This is a genomic window from Paraburkholderia aspalathi, from assembly GCF_900116445.1.
GTDB lineage: Bacteria > Pseudomonadota > Gammaproteobacteria > Burkholderiales > Burkholderiaceae > Paraburkholderia > Paraburkholderia aspalathi.
Map to the genome: position 1 here is coordinate 76,309 of NZ_FPBH01000010.1, position 18,776 is coordinate 95,084.

An 18,776-nucleotide genomic window follows, 5' to 3' on the forward strand; every position below is an offset into this window, starting at 1 on the left:
GCCGGGTAGACGGCATGCTGGCGTCGCGGCAATGTTGCAATCCATCCACAGCGAGCATCCATGCGGCTTGCGAAGCGACTGCGCTGTGCTCGGGAATGCCGCCGACCACTTATACTTTCGCCGAATTCAAGAAAAGGCAGATGGTAATGATGAAACTCATCGGTTCGCTCGCCAGCCCGTTCGTGCGCAAAGCGCGGATCGTTCTGGCCGACAAGAAGATCGACTACGAACTCGTGCCCGAGAACGTCTGGGCGCCGGATACCACGATTCACACCTTCAATCCGATCGGCAAGGTGCCGTGCCTCGTGATGGAAGACGGCGAAGCGGTGTTCGACTCGCGGGTGATCTGCGAATACGTGGATACGCTGTCGCCGGTCGGCAAGCTGATTCCGCCGTCCGGGCGTGAGCGCGTCGAAGTGCGCTGCTGGGAAGCGCTCGCCGACGGCATGCTGGACGCCGCGGTGCTGATTCGCCTCGAAAGCACCCAGCGCGCGCCCGAGCAGCGCGTGGACGCGTGGGTCGCGCGGCAGCAGCGCAAGATCGATGAAGGCCTGATAGCCATGTCCCAAGGCTTGGGCACCAAGCCGTGGTGTACGGGCAATCACTACACGCTCGCGGATATCGCTGTGGGCTGCGCGCTGGGCTACCTCGATTTCCGCATGCCTCAGTTGAACTGGCGCGAAGGGTATCCGAACCTGGATAAACATTTCCAGAAACTGTCGCTGCGTCAGTCGTTCATTGATACGGTGCCGGCGGACTGAACGGAGTACGCGTTACCGCTCAACGGTGCGGTTGTCTGGAATCGCGCCGCCCGCAATTTTCGCTAAATTGCAAAATGATGTCATTCACGCTTTCATAAGCATAAATTTAAGCTTACGTTTGTGGTAAAAATGCGCCTACCCGTCAGGCGCATTTTTTTGTCTGTCGCGTGGCGTAATGGTTTATGCAATCGACATACGCGGAGTTTTTCTCCCGTGATCTGCGGCCATTGCGAATGGGCGGTGCATTAAAACGCGCCGTCGATATTAATAACGTCCGCAAAAGAGACTTCCACCATGAAATCGTACCGCTTTGTCATTGCCGCTTCCGCCTGTGCGCTGTTTGCTGCGTGCTCGAACGTGAGCAACGTTAATCCGACTGCGCTGATCCAGTCCGGCCAGCAGGCCGCTCAGGCCGCCACACTCAGCGATGCTGACGTGCGTACGCTGACCGACAAGTCGTGCGCGCAGCTGGATAGCGAAAATCAGATTGCCCCCGCAAACAGCAAGTATCAGAAACGCCTGAACAAGATCGCCGCGCAACTGGGCAACAACATCAACGGCGTGCCGGTGAACTACAAGGTGTACATCACCAAGGACGTCAATGCATGGGCGATGGCCAACGGCTGCGTTCGCGTCTATAGCGGCCTGATGGACATGATGAACGACAACGAAGTGCGCGGCGTGGTCGGCCACGAGATGGGCCACGTTGCACTCGGCCATACGAAGAAGGCGATGCAGGTCGCGTACGCGACTTCGGCGGCGCGTACGGTGGCATCGTCGGCGGGCGGTGTGGCGGGGGCATTGTCCGGTTCGCAGCTTGGCGATTTTTCCGAGAAGCTGATTAATGCGCAGTTCTCGCAAACCCAGGAAAGCGCGGCCGACGATTATTCATTCGACTTGCAGAAAAAGAAGAATCTCGATCCGTCGGGATTGGTGACGGCGTTCAACAAGCTCGCACAACTGGATGGCGGCAAGTCGAGCATGTTGAGTTCGCATCCGGCTTCACCGGCGCGCGCACAACATATTCAGCAGCGAATTGCGTCGAATCAGTAAAGCCTGATTTCTTATAAGCACGCGCTCACGGGGTTCCGGAGCGCGCGTTTTTCTATTGAGGCGAGATTCACCACTGCGTTTTCACATATAAACGGCATGCGCACAGTCACGCCGTTTTATCGCGAGTTATTTCTTACCGTTTTGCCGCCGCGTAATCCCGGGCCCGAATGCAAACCCGAACGCCAGCAGCAATAGCGAAACGGCCAGCACCGTGTTATTGCCGCTCGTCACATAAGGCGTGCTGCCCGAGGTGCCTTGCACCGTCACATCGAGCGAGCCGATCGTGAACGGCGTCAAGCGCCCGATCACCTTGCCGTTGGCGTCGATTGCGGCGGTCATGCCGGTGTTGGTCGCGCGCAGCATCGGCCGGCCGGTTTCCAGCGAACGCATGCGCGCAATCTGCAGATGCTGATCCAGCGCGATCGTGTCGCCGAACCAGGCGAGATTGGTTGAGTTGACCAGTACACCCGCGGGCGTGTCGCTCTCGCGAATGTTCCGCGCAATCTCCTCGCCGAAAATATCCTCGTAGCAGATATCGACCGAGACCGGCTGGTTATGCACGATGAACGGCTTCTGCACCGGCGCGCCGCGCGCGAAATCGCCGAGCGGAATGCTCATCAGGTTGACGAACCAGCGAAAGCCCCACGGCACGAATTCGCCGAATGGCACGAGATGGTGTTTGTCGTAGCGATACACGTCGCGCGTGCCCGGCGTGACGCCGAACAGGCTGTTCGTGTAGTCGACCACCTGACCCTCCGGCGTAATCGTGCCGCCGATCGCGCCGAACACGATCGCGGTGCCGGTCGTGTCTGAAAAGTTGCGCACTGCTGACGCGAACTGCGGCGGCAATTGCTGCGCGAGCACCGGAATGGCGGTTTCCGGCGTGACGATCAGATCGGCCGGCTTGGATGTGATCATCTGCTGATACTGGTCGATCGCAGCGCGCATGCCGGCTACTTCGAACTTCATTTCCTGTTTGACGTTGCCCTGCAGGAGGCGCACCGTCAACGGCGCGTTGGCCGGCAGGGTCCATTGCGCGAGCGGCAGCAGCAGGCCGGCCGCGATCAGCGCGATTGCGATTCCCCCTGGCACAGCAATGCGTGCGACGCCGCGTTTAGCCTCATTGCCGGCATTTCCGCCGTCAGCGGTATCGAGCTGCCCGCGCGAAGGCAACAGCGGTATCAGCGCCTGCACGATCAATGCGGCCACCAGCGCCAACATCCAGCCGACGCCGTACACGCCCGCCACAGGCGCAAACCCGGCGAACGGGCCGTCTACCTGCGCATAACCACTCGAGAGCCACGGAAAACCGGTGAACACCGTGCCGCGCAACCATTCACCGATTGCCCACGCGCTCGCAAACGCCAGCGCGCCGTGCCAGGTCGGCGAGAACGGTTTGTCGGTATCGGCTGCTCCGTTACGCGCATGCCCCGCACAGAACGACCAGACGCCGGCAGCCAGCGCCGGATACACCGCCAGATACAACGTGAACAACACGACCGCCGCGCCCGCAAGCGGCGCGGCCATGCCGCCGTAGTCGTGCATGCTGACGTACAGCCACCATACGCCGGTGACGTAGTTGCCGAAGCCGAATGCGCCGCCCGTCAGCGCGGCGCTTTTCCAGCTGGTCGTGCGCGTGAGCCATGCGAAAAAGAACACGAAGATCACGAGTTCGAGCCAGCCGCCATGCGGCGTTGGCGCGAACGACAGCGTATTGGCCGCACCGGCGGCCAGCGCGACGAGGTAATGCCAGCGGGGCAGTGCACGGCCGCGCGCCTCCTGGGTGGCAGGGGCGACAGGGGCACTCACGCCGCGGCGCGAACGGGATGTAATCGGGTCGGCCATTGTTGCGCGGTCGGCGTGAGAAGTTGAAGAGGCGAAGAAAAGGAACGGATCAGGTCTGCACGTGCTGTGCTTCGCGCTCGCGCTGGCCCGCGAGCGGGTCGCGGCGCACCAGCAGCATGTGAATCTGGCGGGCGTCGCCGCGCAGAATCTCGAAGATCAGATCGTCGAGGCGGACTTTTTCGCCGCGATGCGGCACCCGTCCAAAATGATGCGTGACGAGACCGCCGATCGTATCGACTTCGTCGTCCGGAAAATGTGTGCCGAAGGACTCGTTGAACTGCTCGATCTCCGTGAGCGCACGCACGCGGAAGCGGCCGTCCGGCGAAGCGATGATGTTGCCACTTTCTTCGTCGAAATCGTATTCGTCTTCAATATCGCCGACGATCTGTTCCAGCACGTCTTCAATCGTGATCAGGCCTGCCACGCCGCCGTATTCGTCGACCACCACCGCGAGGTGATTACGATTCACGCGGAAGTCGTGCAGCAGCACATTCAGGCGCTTGGACTCCGGGATGAAGACGGCGGGGCGCAGCATGCCGCGCACGTCGAATTCGTCTTCGGCGTAGTAGCGCAGCAGGTCTTTCGCGAGCAGCACACCAATGATGTTGTCGCGATTGCCTTCGAATACCGGATAGCGCGAGTGCGCTTTTTCCAGCACGTAGGGGATGAATTCGGCGGGATTGTCCGCGATGTTGATCGCGTCCATTTGAGCGCGCGGCACCATGATGTCGCGGGCGCTGAGTTCGGACACCTGGAATACGCCCTCGATCATCGACAGCGAGTCGGCGTCGATCAGGTTGCGCTCGTGCGCGTCCTGCAGGATTTCCAGAAGTTCGGCCCGCGAGTCGGGCTCGGGCGAGATGAAGTCGGTCAGACGCTCGAGGAGTGAGCGTTTTTCCTGTGGTTTGTCGCTAGTTCGGTGTCGACTGGGATACGTGTCGTTCATGGTAGTGCGCCCGGCGAGACTGGGCGCGCTGTTGCAGAGCATTAAGGATACACCAGGCACATGGCAGGACCGTGTCCTGCCGGGCTGGGCGATGAGTGAAGCAGTGGTGACCCGCCCGGCCGCGCGCGGTGGGCATGGGTCAATCCTAACTGATTACGCGAGGAAAAGCGTTTTCGAGCAAAAAAGTAAGGATCGAGCGGGGCGCTGAAGTGGGCGCGGCTGCGTTTGCCTTATTGTGCCGAGCCTTGGCCCGTTTGCCGCTCAGCGTCATGACCGGCCTCGCGGCTTTCCTCGCGGCAACGCTCGAGCAGCGCTTCGAGCGCGCGGTCGGGCATGCCGCTTTCGCGCAACGCGTGGACGGTGCGGCTCACGTAGTCGAGCGTGGTGCCGTAGCGGCCGCTCGCGCAGCCGAACACGGTTTTGACGACCTCGTCACGTAGTTTGCCGGTGTAGGTTGGCACGTCGCGCCGCATCACGAACGCGAGCGCGTCGACGCGGCGGCCGTCGGCGAGCACGCAGGGCAGCCACGTCGGGCGATACGAACCCATTGGCATTTCACGGCGCCACAGCGCTTCCAGATGCGGCATCGCACCCTCGGCGGCGAGGCGGAAGGCGATGCCGGAGCATGAGCCGCCGCGATCGAGCGCGAGCACGAGGCCCGGCTGTTCGGGCGTGCCGCGATTCACGCGTGACCACAGATACAGTCCGCGGTGATAACCATGCACTTTCGAGCGGGCCGCTTCGACACTAGGCAGACCGGGATTCCAGATCAGCGAACCATAACCGAACAACCACAGATCGCTCTTGCGGTCCCAGTCACGCAACGTGCATTCGAGCGACGCGCGCAACTCCTCCTCAGTCAGCAGCCGCGGTTCGCCGAGCGCGGGCGGGTAGTCCGGGCAGGGCGTGCGTCGCGTATCGGTTTCAGGGGAGGACGTGCTCACGGTAGTTTCTGACGGAGAGGGTAAAGGGGTTGGGAAAGACTATTGGTAAGGATCCGGGAAACCGAGCTTGCCGAGGATTTCGGTTTCGATCGCTTCCATTTCCTCGGCTTCTTCCTCGACCTCGTGGTCGTAGCCTTGCGCATGGAGGGTGCCGTGCACCAGCAGATGCGCGTAGTGCGCGATCAGCGGCTTGCCCTGCTCGGCGGCTTCTTTTTCGACCACCGGACAGCATAGGATCAGATCGCCCGTCACCGGATCGTCTTCCGATTCGGCGTACGCAAACGTCAGCACATTGGTCGAGTAATCTTTGCCGCGATAGGTGCGGTTAAGCGTGCGGCCTTCTTCGGCATCGACGAAACGCACGGTCAGTTCCCCGTCAGCGAAGAGCGCCGCCTTGATCCAGCCGGCCACGGTAGCGCGCGGCAGCAGCGCCTTGTGTTCCGGCCAGGTCTTGGCGGCGGGGAATTGCAGATTCAACGTCAGTTTCGGTGCGCGGCTCATGCTTGATCGGTTTGTTGCCTGGTTTGCTGCGGCCTGTCCAGTGGAGTTCGGCGCAAAATTAACGACGTAAACTAACGACGCAATCTAGCGCGAATCCGCCGGAGTGGCGGTTTTCTGCGAATGCGCATCGTACGCCTCCACAATTCGCGCGACCAGCGGATGCCGCACCACGTCGGCGCTCGTGAAGCGCGTGAGCGCAATGCCACGCACGTCCGCCAGCACCTGCTGCGCTTCGATCAGCCCGCTCTTGTGACCACGCGGCAAGTCGACCTGGGTCGTGTCGCCGGTGACCACGGCCTTCGAGCCGAAGCCGATCCGCGTAAGGAACATCTTCATCTGTTCGGGCGTGGTGTTCTGCGCCTCGTCGAGGATGATGAACGCGTGATTCAGCGTGCGGCCGCGCATGTAGGCGAGCGGCGCGATTTCGATCATCTGCCGCTCGAACATCTTGGCGGTCTTGTCGAAACCGAGCAGGTCGTACAGCGCGTCATACAACGGACGCAGATACGGATCGACCTTCTGCGCCAGATCGCCCGGCAGGAAGCCAAGGCGTTCGCCCGCTTCGACGGCCGGACGCGTCAACACAATGCGTTTGACCTGATCACGCTCCAGTGCGTCCACCGCGCAAGCCACCGCGAGATAGGTCTTGCCCGTTCCCGCCGGACCAATGCCGAACGTCACGTCGTGCGAAATGATCTGCTTCAGATACTCGCGTTGCATCGGCGTGCGGCCGCGCAGGTCGGCGCGGCGCGTGTACAGCTTCGGGCCGAGTTCTTCGAGGTCGTCGTCGCCGCTGTCGGCGGGCTGATCGAACGGGTGATCCGGATTGCCCGGAAAGCGCGGGTCCAGCGCTTCCGTGCCATGGCCGTTGCCGTTCGCGCGATGGCGTGCCGGCTGGCGCACTTCAACGAGCGCGAGCTGGATGTCGTCGACCGACAGGGGCTTCTGCGAGTTGTCGTAGAACTTTTCGAGCGCGGTAAGCGCGAGTTTCGCGCCGCGCCCGCGAATCGTGATGCGGTGGCCACGGCGTTGCAGCGTCACGTCGAGCGCCTGCTCGATCTGCCGCAGATTTTCGTCGAGCGGTCCGCAGAGGTTGGCGAGCCGCGCGTTGTCGTCGCGCGGTGCGGTGAATTCCAGATGCTGCTGAGTGGTCTTCAAGGCGGAGGATCGATCCTGTGGGGTTCGTGACGCTGGCTGGCGTCGCTCAGTGGGTGGTTGCGGGCGCGTCGTCATGTACCAGCACGAGCTCGCCACGTAACGAATGTGGGTACGCATGGACGATTTTCACGTCCACCATCTGGCCGATCAGCCGTGCGTGCGACGCGACCGGCGCCGGGAAATTCACCACGCGGTTGTTCTCGGTGCGGCCCGCGAGTTCGTTCGGGTCCTTGCGCGCCGGGCGTTCGACCAGAATCCGCTCGATCTTGCCGACCATCGAATCGCTGATGCGCTGCACGTTCTCTTCGATCGTAGCCTGCAAATATTGCAGACGTTTGAGCTTCACTTCACGCGGGGTGTCGTCGTGCAGATTCGCAGCCGGCGTGCCGGGACGCGGGCTGTAGATGAACGAGAAGCTGGTGTCGTACTTCATCTCGTGCACGAGCGCCATCATCTTGTCGAAGTCTTCTTCCGTCTCGCCCGGGAAGCCGACGATCATGTCGGTCGACAACGACAGGTCAGGGCGGATCGCACGCAGCTTGCGGATCACCGACTTGTATTCGAGCACGGTGTAGCCACGCTTCATCGCCATCAGGATGCGGTCGGAGCCGTGTTGCACCGGCAGATGCAGGTGGCTGACGAGCTTCGGCACCTTGGCGTAGGTGTCGATCAGGCGCTGCGTGAATTCCTTCGGATGCGACGTGGTGTAGCGAATCCGTTCGATGCCAGGAATGTCCGCGACGTATTCGATCAGCTGGGCGAAGTCGGCGATCTCCGACGAACCGAGCGTGATGCCGGCGCGGTAAGCATTTACGTTCTGGCCGAGCAGCGTGACTTCACGCACGCCCTGGTCGGCGAGTCCGGCGATTTCAGTCAGCACGTCGTCGAGCGGACGTGACACTTCTTCACCGCGCGTGTACGGCACGACGCAGTAGCTGCAGTACTTGCTGCACCCTTCCATGATCGACACGAACGCGCACGCGCCATCCACGCGCGCCGGCGGCAGGTGATCGAACTTTTCGATTTCCGGGAACGAGATGTCGACCTGAGCGCGGCCGCTTTCGCGGCGCTTGTCGATCATTTGCGGCAGACGGTGCAGCGTTTGCGGCCCGAACACCAGATCGACATACGGTGCGCGCGCAACGATCGACGCGCCTTCCTGGCTCGCCACGCAACCGCCCACGCCGATGATCAGATTCGGGTTCGCTTCTTTCAACTCGCGCACACGGCCGAGTTCGGAGAAGACTTTCTCCTGCGCTTTTTCGCGCACCGAGCAGGTGTTGAAGAGAATAACGTCCGCGTCTTCCGGGGTGTCGGTTTTGACGAGGCCTTCAGCCGCGCCGAGTACGTCGACCATCTTGTCGGAGTCGTACTCGTTCATCTGGCAGCCGTAGGTCTTTACATAAACTTTCTTGGTCATCGATTTTCGCCGGTCGCAGTGGTTAACCTGGGGGCGTCGTTTAAAAGGTGGAGAGAGGTGAAAACGTGCGGACGGCGCCGCGGGGCGGCGCTGGGGCTTGCTCGAGCCCGCTTGAGCCTATTCCGGTCCACATTCAATGCACGTTTGCAGCGTAGCTCAATATTATAGCCCTTCACCGGATGCGGTTTCCGCGGCGGCCTTGGCGCGCGGCCGCTCCGGCGGCAAGCCCAGCAGGCCCTCCAGTTCGTCCGACACCTGCGCGAAGCGCTCGCTCAGAAAATCGAGCAGCACGCGCACACGCGGCGCCATGAAGCGGTTGCGATGGTAGAGCGCGTGCAGCGGCGCGTCCGGGTAGCGCCATTCGGGCAGCAGGATTTTCAGGCAGTCGCCGCGCAAGTCCGCTTCCACGTCCCACATCGACTTGATGACGATCCCGTAGCCGCGCCGCGCCCATTCGCGGGCGACCGCGCCGTCGTTGGTTTCCCGGGACGTTTCGAACGGCACAGTGTAGTGCTGCACTTCCTCGCCGCGCGTGAAACGCCATTCGTTGGCCGGGCCGGATGCGGTGCCGAGCACGATGCAGTCGAAATTCGCCAGATCGTTCGGGTCTTTCGGCTCGCCCTTGCGGGCGATGTAGTCCGGCGACGCGCACAGCACACGGCGGTTCGGCGCCAGCTTGCGGGCGATAAGCGAGCTGTCCTGCGGCACGCCGAAGCGGATCGCCAGATCGATGTCTTCCTGCACCAGATTCGATAGCGAGTCCGACAGCGTCAGCGCGAACGTGACTTCCGGATAAAGCGCGTTGAACTCGTCGAGCCAGTGCATCAGCAGGTTGCGGCCGAAGTCCGAGGTCGCGGAGATCCGTACCTTGCCGCGCACCACACCCTGGCCGGCTTGCAGCGCGGCTTCGGCGTCGTCGAGCGACTGCAGCGCCTGGCGGCAGCAGTTCAGATAGAGGCGGCCTTCGTCCGTGAGCCTCAGCTGACGGGTGGTGCGCTCGAACAGGCGCGTTTTCAGGCCGGTTTCGAGTTTGGCCAGCCGCGCGCTGGCGGCGGCCGGCGTCAGGCCCATCTTGCGGCCCGCCGCCGACAGGCTGCCCTGCTGCGCCGCTTCGACGAACAGGCGGATATCACCGAGGTTATCCATCGCGATCTTTCAAAGTTATTTGAAAATGTTTCAAATGCTACGCCAATTATCAAATCGACGTGTTCCGCTCACAATGCACTCCTCGTAAACCCTTTGTGCTCCGTGCAGCCCACACCATGCAACTCGATCACGCAACGATCGTCACCGCCGACCTCGAGACCGCCCGACGTTTCTTCGTCGACGTCGCCGGGCTGACGGAGGGCGCGCGTCCGCGGTTTTCGATCGACGGCTACTGGCTGTATGCGAACGGCCGGCCGGCGATTCATCTGATCGATGCGACGGTGCCCGCCGTAACGGGCAGGGCCATGCCACGCATCGACCATGTCGCCTTCCGGCTGGAAAGTGCCGACGAATGGGCGGCGCTCTTGCGGCGCGTGCATGCGGCGGAGCTGCCTTATCAGCTTGCCGAAGTGCCGCAGATGGGGCCGCAGCAAGCCGAGCAGCAGTTGTTTATCGCGCTCGCGCCGGGCGTGGTCATCGAATTCGTAACGGCGCTGCGCAACGCCCACCGTAGCTAACACGCTCAACTTTAGAACCTGGAGTAGAAAAATGCCCATTCCATTACTGGCGCTCGCGATCAGCGCTTTCGCGATCGGCACGACCGAGTTCGTGATCATGGGCTTGCTGCCCGAGGTCGCGCGCGATCTGGCTGTGTCGATTCCGTCGGCCGGTTTGCTGGTGAGCGGCTATGCGCTCGGCGTGGCCGTCGGTGCGCCGCTGCTCGCCGTGGTCACCAGCAAGATGCCGCGCAAACTCGCGTTGCAGTTGCTGATGGGCGTGTTCATCGTCGGCAATACGCTGTGCGCGATTGCGTCCAGCTATTCGGTGCTGATGATCGCGCGCGTGGTGACGTCGTTTGCGCATGGGTCGTTCTTTGGCATCGGCGCGGTGGTAGCGGCTTCGCTCGTGCCGGCTGAAAAGCGGGCAAGCGCCATTGCGCTGATGTTCACCGGTTTGACGCTCGCGAATGTGCTCGGCGTGCCGTTCGGGACGTTTGTCGGCCAGGAGTTTGGCTGGCGTGCGGCGTTCTGGATCGTCAGCGCATTTGGTGTGCTGTCGCTGGCCGGCGTGTCGTTGCTGGTGCCGAATCGCCATGATTCCGGCCCGGTCGGCCTCGGTCACGAAGTGCGTGTGCTAAAGGATCCGCAAGTCTGGACCGCGCTCGCAATGACGGTGCTGGGTTTCGGCGGCGTGTTCGTCGTGTTCACCTATATCGCGCCGATTCTCGAGCAGGTCAGCGGTTTCTCGCCGCGTGGCGTCACGCTGATTCTGGTACTGTTCGGCGTCGGTCTCACGATCGGCAATACCGTGGGTGGCAAGCTCGCGGACCGTGCGCTGATGCCTTCGCTAATGGGCATTCTGGTGGCGCTCGCGGTGGTGATGGCGATCTTCGCGCGGACCAGCCACTCGCAGGTGGCGGCGGCGATTACCATTTTCGTGTGGGGCATTGCGGCGTTTGCGACGGTGCCGCCGTTGCAGATGCGTGTGGTCGAGAAGGCTGCTGCCGCGCCGAATCTGGCTTCGACGCTGAACATCGGCGCGTTCAACGTTGGCAATGCGGGCGGCGCGTGGCTCGGCGGTCTGGTGATCAATCATGGCCATTCGCTCGATACGCTGCCGTGGGTCGCAGCGGCGGTTAGCGTGGTGGCGTTGTTGCTCACGTGGTTCGCGGCGCGGATGGATGCGCCGGCAAGGACGGTGGCGCAAAGCGCCTGAGTCTGCGTGAGCGCATCCGCCCCAAATACGCCCATATGAAAAATTCGCACAAGCTTTGCGAGAATCGTCCTCCGCAATGCTGATAACAGTGTGAAGATAACTTCGTTGGGCGCGGCGGGGCGCGGTGCTATCTTGCTTCCACTAACCGCTTGCCCGCCGTCCGGCGGCGCTCCTGGAGGCAATCATGCATTCCCCGCTTGCGCTGGTTCGCGATCCCGCGGCTGACACCGATGCGTCGCCGCGTGCCGCTGAACCTTTCGATGCTCTTGAACATCTGGTCGGCGTGAATCTCGCCCGTTTGCGCGCCGAGCGCCAACTTTCGCTCGACGCTCTCGCCCGCGCCTCCGGCGTCTCGCGAGCGATGCTCGCGCAGATCGAGTCGGCGCGCAGCGTGCCGTCGATCAAGGTGCTCTGCAAAGTGGCATCGGCGTTGAAGGTTTCGGTGGCGGCGTTCTTGCGGCGTCATGCGACCAACGGCTTCGAGCATTTGCCGGCGGAGCGTTCGTCGCGGCTCGTCAGTTCGAATGGGCGCTACTCGGCCCGGCCGCTCTATCCTGATGCCGAGCCGACCGCCGCAGAGTTTCACGAGCTGCGTATCGCGCCGTTGCACACCGAGGCCGGCACGCGCCGCGCGCCGGGCACCACGGTGAATCTGGTGGTGAGCGAAGGCACGCTGGAAGTCAGCGTGCACGACCAGCGCCAGTTGCTGGCCACGGGCGACGCGATCGTGTTCGATGCCGACCAGCCGCACAGCCTGCGCAATCCCGGCGACACCGAAGCGCGCGCGTTTCGCGTCACGTTGAAGGCGGAAACGCCGCCGCGCTGGGATGTGCCCGCGCAGCACGATTTGACACGCCAGGCCGCGCCGGTTTGACCGGCTTGACGAGTGCAGTTTTTCAGGCGGATGTGCTGTCAAAATCGGCGGTGAAGCCGGGATGTCCGTCTAGTCAGTAGGGGTTGCGCTGCAGGTTTCGCGCGACTGTTGTATTCTTTGCCGGCCGGTCAATCCGGCAATCAGTGCGTCTTCAGGGCGGGGCGAAATTCCCCACCGGCGGTATGCCGGCAGCGCGAAAGCGCGAGCCGGTGAGCCCGCGAGCGCCCGCTTTGTTCAGCTTTCAGCGTATCGAAAGCGCAGCGGGGTCAGCAGATCTGGTGAGAAGCCAGAGCCGACGGTTAGAGTCCGGATGGAAGAAGATGTGCAGATAGTCATGTTCGTTTCCGTGATGCCGCCAGAGTTTCGGGCGGTGCGCGAGCGCCGCTTTGCGCGGCGTTCAACGGCGCGTCTTTGTCTGTTTGCAATGCCCTGAAACGTTTTTCGCCCAACTTTTGCGATGAGCGTTTCAACCATGTCCTTTGCTACTTTTCCTGCTCCGTCGGTGATTGCGGATAGCGCATCACTTGACCTTCCCCTGCTCGCCACCGAGCCCGTTCCGCCGCGTATCGCCGCCGCCTTGCAAGCCATGCGCGATGGCCGCGCTGTCGTCCTGCAAGACGATCACGACCGCGAGAACGAAGCTGATCTGATCGTTTCCGCCGAGCGTCTTTCCGTCGAAACCATGGCCTTGCTGATTCGCGAATGCAGCGGCATCGTCTGCCTGTGCCTGCCTGACGAGAAGATCCGTGCGCTCGAATTGCCGCCGATGGCCGTCAACAACGAAAGCCGTCACGGCACCGCGTTCACGGTCTCGATCGAAGCGCGCGATGGCGTGACCACCGGCGTGTCCGCACTCGATCGCGTGACGACAATCCGCGCGGCCATCAGCGATACGGCGAAGCCTGCCGACATCGTGCGTCCGGGCCACGTGTTTCCGCTGCGTGCGCAACCCGGCGGCGTGCTCGCGCGTCGCGGCCACACCGAAGGCACAGTCGATCTGGCGATTCTCGCGGGTCTGAAACCGGCCGGCGTGCTGTGCGAGCTGATGAACGCGGACGGCACGATGACGCGCGGCGCGGATGTGGAGCGCTTCGCTCAACAACACAATCTGCCGATGCTGACGATCGCCGAGCTGGTGGAATTCCGTGAGGCGCTGGCGACGGCGCGCGAATGCGTCGCGGATGCGGTTTGATGCGTTAGAAAAAAAACCGCACTCGGAAAGCGCGGGGTTTCTCAGGAATCTGAAGCCGGCTATTGCAGCCGGCTTTTTTATTGCTGAGTCCGTTAAGACTGCACGTCGCCAAACTCCCCACGCACACCGGCCTCGACCAGCGCGGGCAGTTCATCCATATGCTTCATGATGCGTGTCATGCCCATCTTGCGCAGCGCGTCCGCATAACCGTCGGGGATATGGCTCGCACCGACGAAAGCAATCGTCTTCATGCCTGCCGCTCGCGCCGCATTCAAACCGGCCACGCTGTCTTCCACGACCACACAGCGCGAAGGCTCCACGCCCAGTGTCTTTGCAGCGAACAGATACACATCCGGATAAGGCTTCGGCAGTGCGACCTGTTCGGCGCTGAAAATCCGCTCGCCGAAAATTTGCTGCAAACCCGCGCGCCGCACCGACGCATTCACGCGCGCCATCCGGCTGTTCGACACGACCGCGGCCGGCAGCGTCACGCGTTGTAAGGCTTCGCGCACACCGTTGATCGGGCTGAGCGACGCCGCGAGTTCAAGCTCGACGTTGTGTTCGATCGTATTAAAGAAATCGGCAGGCAGCGTGATATCGAACGACTTCTCGATACCTTCGAGAAAGCGCGAGGTCTGCTGGCCGAACGCCGTCTTGACGACGGGTTCGAAGTCGAGGCCGGGGAAGGTGGCGGACAGCGTTGCGAGCATTACGCGGTCAGCGATGATTTCGCTGTCGACGAGCACGCCGTCGCAGTCACAGATGAGGTGGTCGATCATGCTTTAAGACGGAAAGCGAGAGGCACGCGAGCAAGACAGTTGCAAGCTCATGCGCGGAGATTGAAAGCATCATGATACGTGCTTTGGCGCCGCATGCGCGGCGCCGTCGCTTGCCGTCGGCGCTAATTTGCGCCGTGGGACCGCGTTTAGTGAGCCTTTAGTGTGCCTCGTGCGGGCCCTAAATACGCACCCACGTGCGCTGCAGAATCAGTGCGCGTGCAGATACAAATACAGCCCTGTTGCCGCCGCGCCGCCCAGCAAGGGACCGCACACCGGAATCCACGAATAACGCCAGTCGCTGTCGCGTTTGCCCGGAATCGGCAGCAGCGCGTGCATCAGACGCGGCGACAGATCGCGCGCGGGGCTCATTGCGTAACCGGTCGGGCCGCCGAGCGAAATACCGATGCCGAGCACCAGCAGGCCAACCGGCAGCGCGTCGAGCGCGCCGAGGCCGACTTGCGGCGAAGCGAGATACAGCACGCCGAGAATCAGCACGAAAGTCGCGATCATTTCGGTGAGCAGGTTATGCGGCACGCTGCGAATTGCGGGCGACGTGCAGAACACGCCGAGCTTCACGTCTGCATCGCCTTCCTTGTTGAAGTGCTGACGATACGCGAGCCACACGAGCAGTGCGCCCGCCATCCCGCCGAGCATCTGCGCCGCGACGTAGCCCGGCACTTTGGCCCACGCGAATTTTCCTGCCAGCGCGAGGCTGATCGTGACCACAGGATTCAGGTGCGCGCCGCTGTACGATGCCGTGACGTACACAGCGATGAACACGGCCATCGCCCAGCCCATCACGATCACGATCAGGTCCGCGCCTTTGCCCTTGGTGCGCGCGAGCAGCACATTGGCAACCGCGCCGTTGCCGAGCAGCACCAGAAGTGCGGTGCCGATGAATTCCGCAATGTAAGGAGACATGATTGGGTATCCGAAATATAGTTGTTAGGGAAGCCGCTGGATAGGCGGCTTCGTTATGTCGAAAGGTGTCTTAGGAACCGATGAACGGCAATCAGGGCGTGTCGGCCCAGGCCTTCGCGGCGCGGATCGCGCGCTGCCAGCCGTCGAGGCACTCCTTGACTTCGGCGTGCGGCAGGGCAGGCGTGAAACGACGATCGAGGGCCCACTGGCTTTTCAGTTCGTTCACGTCTTTCCAGTAGCCGACCGCGAGACCGGCCAGATATGCCGCGCCCAATGCGGTTGTCTCCGATACCTTCGGACGCACTGCGTCGACACCGAGAATGTCCGCCTGGAATTGCATCAGCAGATTGTTCGCGCAAGCGCCGCCATCCACACGCAATTCGCCGATGCGAATGCCGGAGTCGGCTTCCATTGCCTTCAGCACGTCGAGCGACTGATAGGCGATCGAGTCGAGCGCGGCGCGGGCAATGTGCGCCGAACTCGTGCCACGCGTCACGCCGAACAGCGTGCCGCGAGCCCGTGCATTCCAGTGCGGCGCACCGAGGCCTGCAAATGCGGGCACCAGATACACGCCATCGCTATGCGGCACGCTGCGCGCCATCGTTTCGATCTCGGCTGCGTTCTTGATGATGCCGAGGCCGTCGCGCAGCCATTGCACCACCGCGCCGCCGATGAAGATGCTGCCTTCGAGCGCATAGTTGATCTGGTCGCCGATCTGCCACGCAATGGTGGTGACGAGATTGTTCTTCGATTCGATCGGCTTGTCGCCGGTGTTCATCACGAGGAAGCAGCCGGTGCCGTAGGTGTTCTTCACCATGCCCGACTCCGTGCACATCTGGCCGAACAGCGCCGCGTGCTGGTCACCGGCGATGCCCGCGAGCGGAATCTTGGAGGCGAACACGGTGGTCTTGGTCGGCCCGTACACTTCCGACGAGGCACGCACTTCCGGCAGCATGTTGCGCGGAATGTCGAGCGCTTCGAGCAGTTCGTCGTCCCACTTCAGCGTGTGGATGTTGAACAGCATCGTGCGCGACGCGTTGGTCACGTCGGTAACATGCAGACCACCCTTGGTGAAATTCCACACCAGCCAGCTATCTACCGTGCCGAAGGCGAGGCGGCCTTGCTTCGCTTTTTCGCGTGCGCCTTCGACGTTGTCGAGAATCCAGCGGATCTTGGTCGCCGAGAAGTACGAGTCGATTGGCAGACCGGTTTTTGCGCGGACTTTTTCTTCGAGACCTTGCTCTTTGAGCTGGTCGCAGAAGTCGGCGGTGCGGCGGTCTTGCCAGACGATCGCGTTATAAATTGGATGACCGGTTTCGCGGTCCCACACGATGGTGGTCTCACGCTGATTGGTAATGCCGATCGCCGCGATCGACGTGCCGTTCATGCCGGCTCGCGTGACCGCTTCAGCGGCGACGCCGGCTTGCGTTGACCAGATTTCCTGCGGATCGTGTTCGACCCAACCCGGACGTGGATAGATTTGCTGGAATTCTTTCTGAGCGGTCGACACGATATTGCCGAGCCGGTCGAACAGCATCGCGCGGGAGCTGGTGGTGCCTTGGTCAAGCGCGAGGATGTACTGATCCTGCATTGTCTCTTCTCCATGTGTTTTATGAATCGCCGGATTGCTGACCGGCGACGGGAACGGCGTGTTGGTTCAAGCGGGTTGCAACAGTTCGAGCTTGTGCGTCCCGGCTTTGTCAGTAGCCGAGGGGTGAAAATCGATTCGGGTCATGCGGGTTCATCCACGTAGCCAGGGCGTGTTGCGATAACCTGACCTGGGTGGTCCGGCTATGCGGCTCAGCTGAATGACCTGACTAACTGGTTTGGCTAGGCACTCTGTCGGAACGGTTCGCGGGTGAACCATGCGTCAATGTCGTGTGTGATCGAATCGAGTGTGCCCGGTTCGACGTGCAGTCCGAGTTTCGAGCGGCGCCACAATACATCTTGCGCGCTGCGTGCCCATTCGGTGTCGCGCAGGTAAGTGAGCTCGGCTTCGTAGAGACCCGGCGCGAAAGCGCGGCCGAGATCGGCCACCGAGCGCGCGTTGCCAATGACGTTTTTCACACGCGTGCCGTACGCACGCGCGAGGCGGTGAGCCAGATCGGCGGGCAGCCACGCATTCTGCTGCTTGAAACCGGCGAGGAAGCGCTCGAAGTTGGCCTGCGGAATATCGCCGCCGGGCAACGGCGCACCGGCCGTCCACGAGGGCGTGCCGTTCTGCAGCGCGTACGCGAGTTTGTCGACGGCTTCTTCCGCCAGCTTGCGGAAGGTTGTGATCTTGCCGCCGAACACCGACAGCAGCGGTGCTTCGCCCGCAGGGGCATCGAGTTCCAGCGAGTAGTCGCGCGTAACCGCTGAGGGATTGTCCGCGCCTTCTTCCTCGAGCAGCGGACGCACGCCCGAGTAGGTCCAGCGCACGTCTTGCGGCGAGATCTTTTCTTTGAAGTAGCGGTTGATCGAATCGCACAGGTACTGCGTTTCGTCGGCGTTGATCGCCACTTGCGACGGATCGCCACGATATTCGAGGTCGGTTGTGCCGATCAGCGTGTAATCGTGTTCGTACGGAATCGCGAAGATGATCCGCTTGTCCGGATTCTGGAAGATGTACGCGTGATCGTGTTCGAACAGACGGCGCGTGACGATATGGCTGCCTTTCACGAGGCGCACGCTGTGCGTTGCTTCCCGGCCGAGCGCGCCATGCAGCAATTCGCCGACCCACGGTCCAGCCGCATTCGCGATCGAAGCGGCGCGCACGTCGAGGATCGTGCCGTCGTCACGCTTGAGTTGCGCGCGCCATTCGCCGCCGGCGCGTACCGCGCTCAGCAACTTGGTGCGCGTGAGAATCTTCGCGCCGCGTTCCTTCGCATCCAGCGCGTTCAGCACGACCAGACGCGCGTCATTCACCCAGCCGTCCGAATACACGAAACCGCGCTTGATCGAATCGACGAGCGGTGCGCCAGCCGGATGGTTGCGCATCACGATGCCGCGCGAGCCGGGCAGCAGTTCGCGTTTAGCGAGGTGATCGTAAAGGAACAGGCCGGCGCGGATCAGCCAGGCCGGACGCAGATCGGGCATGTGCGGCATCACGAAGCGCAGCGGCCACATGATGTGCGGCGCCGCGCGCAGCAGCGTTTCGCGCTCCTGCAGGGCTTTGCGCACCAGCCCGAACTCGCGGTACTCGAGGTAGCGCAGGCCGCCGTGAATCAGCTTGGTGCTGGCCGACGACGTATGGGCCGCCAGATCGTCCTGCTCGCAGAGCAGCACTGACAGGCCGCGGCCCGCCGCATCGCGTGCGATGCCTGCGCCGTTGATCCCGCCGCCCACGACGAGCAAATCGTATCTCGAGCCTTGCGTCACCTGCTGTGTCCTCTGCGTCGTATCCAGAAACTGGTTTGGAAAAACTATCGAACCGATAGTGTTCGTTTGCGAACTTTAATGAACATATTCGAAAAAGTAAAGTTCGGTTTTCTTAAGCGCCCCTCTAGTGCCTGGCTAAGGTGGTGGCGTAACGCGCGGC

The 18,776-nt window shown here is 62.3% G+C and carries 17 protein-coding genes and 1 riboswitch; of the genes, 6 read left to right on the forward strand and 11 right to left on the reverse strand.

From position 1 onward, the window contains the following. The first annotated feature begins 146 nt into the window (after positions 1–146). Positions 147–761, forward strand: a complete 615-nt coding sequence (locus BM438_RS17180) for a glutathione S-transferase C-terminal domain-containing protein (protein WP_175050754.1) — start codon at positions 147–149, stop codon at positions 759–761. A 294-nt stretch (positions 762–1,055) separates the two neighbouring features. Further along, entirely contained in the window at positions 1,056–1,814 is a 759-nt protein-coding gene (gene loiP, locus BM438_RS17185; protein ID WP_093635496.1) for a metalloprotease LoiP, read from the forward strand. 126 nt (positions 1,815–1,940) lie between these two features. Here the strand turns inward: loiP and lnt are convergent, their stop codons facing one another. The 7 genes from lnt to BM438_RS17220 all read right to left on the reverse strand — a co-directional run bounded on the left by lnt (position 1,941) and on the right by BM438_RS17220 (position 9,774). After that, complete coding sequence (gene lnt, locus BM438_RS17190) at positions 1,941–3,659, reverse strand: apolipoprotein N-acyltransferase (RefSeq protein WP_093635498.1); 1,719 nt, start codon at positions 3,657–3,659, stop codon at positions 1,941–1,943. 49 nt (positions 3,660–3,708) lie between these two features. Beyond that, the gene (locus tag BM438_RS17195; RefSeq protein WP_054034680.1) at positions 3,709–4,605 is read right to left on the reverse strand and encodes an HlyC/CorC family transporter; all 897 of its coding nucleotides are present in this window, start codon (positions 4,603–4,605) and stop codon (positions 3,709–3,711) included. Positions 4,606–4,835: 230 nt separating this feature from the next. After that, positions 4,836–5,549, reverse strand: a complete 714-nt coding sequence (locus tag BM438_RS17200) for a gamma-glutamylcyclotransferase (RefSeq protein ID WP_093635499.1) — start codon at positions 5,547–5,549, stop codon at positions 4,836–4,838. Positions 5,550–5,588: 39 nt separating this feature from the next. Beyond that, positions 5,589–6,050 carry an rRNA maturation RNase YbeY gene (gene ybeY, locus BM438_RS17205; protein ID WP_054034485.1) on the reverse strand — a complete coding sequence of 154 codons (462 nt, stop codon included), beginning with the start codon at positions 6,048–6,050 and terminating at the stop codon, positions 5,589–5,591. A gap of 84 nt (positions 6,051–6,134) precedes the next feature. Further along, complete coding sequence (locus BM438_RS17210) at positions 6,135–7,208, reverse strand: PhoH family protein (protein ID WP_093635501.1); 1,074 nt, start codon at positions 7,206–7,208, stop codon at positions 6,135–6,137. 46 nt (positions 7,209–7,254) lie between these two features. Beyond that, on the reverse strand, positions 7,255–8,628 hold the full coding sequence (gene miaB, locus BM438_RS17215) for a tRNA (N6-isopentenyl adenosine(37)-C2)-methylthiotransferase MiaB (RefSeq protein ID WP_093635503.1): 1,374 nt from the start codon (positions 8,626–8,628) through the stop codon (positions 7,255–7,257). 162 nt (positions 8,629–8,790) lie between these two features. Further along, a complete protein-coding gene (locus tag BM438_RS17220) occupies positions 8,791–9,774 on the reverse strand; it encodes a LysR family transcriptional regulator (protein WP_054034481.1) in 984 nt (327 codons plus the stop codon). A 116-nt stretch (positions 9,775–9,890) separates the two neighbouring features. On the opposite strand from BM438_RS17220, the gene BM438_RS17225 reads away from it, so the two are divergent. The 4 genes from BM438_RS17225 (at position 9,891) to ribB (ending at position 13,556) form a co-directional block, all read left to right on the forward strand. Beyond that, complete coding sequence (locus BM438_RS17225) at positions 9,891–10,292, forward strand: VOC family protein (protein ID WP_093635505.1); 402 nt, start codon at positions 9,891–9,893, stop codon at positions 10,290–10,292. Positions 10,293–10,323: 31 nt separating this feature from the next. After that, complete coding sequence (locus tag BM438_RS17230; RefSeq protein WP_093635507.1) at positions 10,324–11,490, forward strand: MFS transporter; 1,167 nt, start codon at positions 10,324–10,326, stop codon at positions 11,488–11,490. 184 nt (positions 11,491–11,674) lie between these two features. Further along, a complete protein-coding gene (locus tag BM438_RS17235) occupies positions 11,675–12,364 on the forward strand; it encodes a helix-turn-helix domain-containing protein (protein ID WP_093635509.1) in 690 nt (229 codons plus the stop codon). A gap of 143 nt (positions 12,365–12,507) precedes the next feature. Continuing rightward, a riboswitch (FMN riboswitch) is annotated at positions 12,508–12,690 on the forward strand. Between the two features lie 146 nt (positions 12,691–12,836). Further along, positions 12,837–13,556 (forward strand): 3,4-dihydroxy-2-butanone-4-phosphate synthase, encoded by a 720-nt coding sequence (ribB, locus tag BM438_RS17240; RefSeq protein ID WP_093635511.1) that lies wholly within the window; start codon positions 12,837–12,839, stop codon positions 13,554–13,556. A 92-nt stretch (positions 13,557–13,648) separates the two neighbouring features. Here ribB and BM438_RS17245 read toward each other — a convergent pair whose 3' ends face one another. The 4 genes from BM438_RS17245 to glpD form a co-directional block, all read right to left on the reverse strand. Beyond that, on the reverse strand, positions 13,649–14,335 hold the full coding sequence (locus BM438_RS17245; protein ID WP_093635513.1) for an HAD family hydrolase: 687 nt from the start codon (positions 14,333–14,335) through the stop codon (positions 13,649–13,651). Between the two features lie 207 nt (positions 14,336–14,542). Next, entirely contained in the window at positions 14,543–15,256 is a 714-nt protein-coding gene (locus BM438_RS17250; RefSeq protein ID WP_054034471.1) for an MIP/aquaporin family protein, read from the reverse strand. A 91-nt stretch (positions 15,257–15,347) separates the two neighbouring features. Beyond that, the gene (gene glpK / locus BM438_RS17255; RefSeq protein WP_093635515.1) at positions 15,348–16,847 is read right to left on the reverse strand and encodes a glycerol kinase GlpK; all 1,500 of its coding nucleotides are present in this window, start codon (positions 16,845–16,847) and stop codon (positions 15,348–15,350) included. A gap of 239 nt (positions 16,848–17,086) precedes the next feature. Then, entirely contained in the window at positions 17,087–18,616 is a 1,530-nt protein-coding gene (gene glpD / locus BM438_RS17260; RefSeq protein ID WP_093635518.1) for a glycerol-3-phosphate dehydrogenase, read from the reverse strand. Positions 18,617–18,776: the final 160 nt, after the last annotated feature.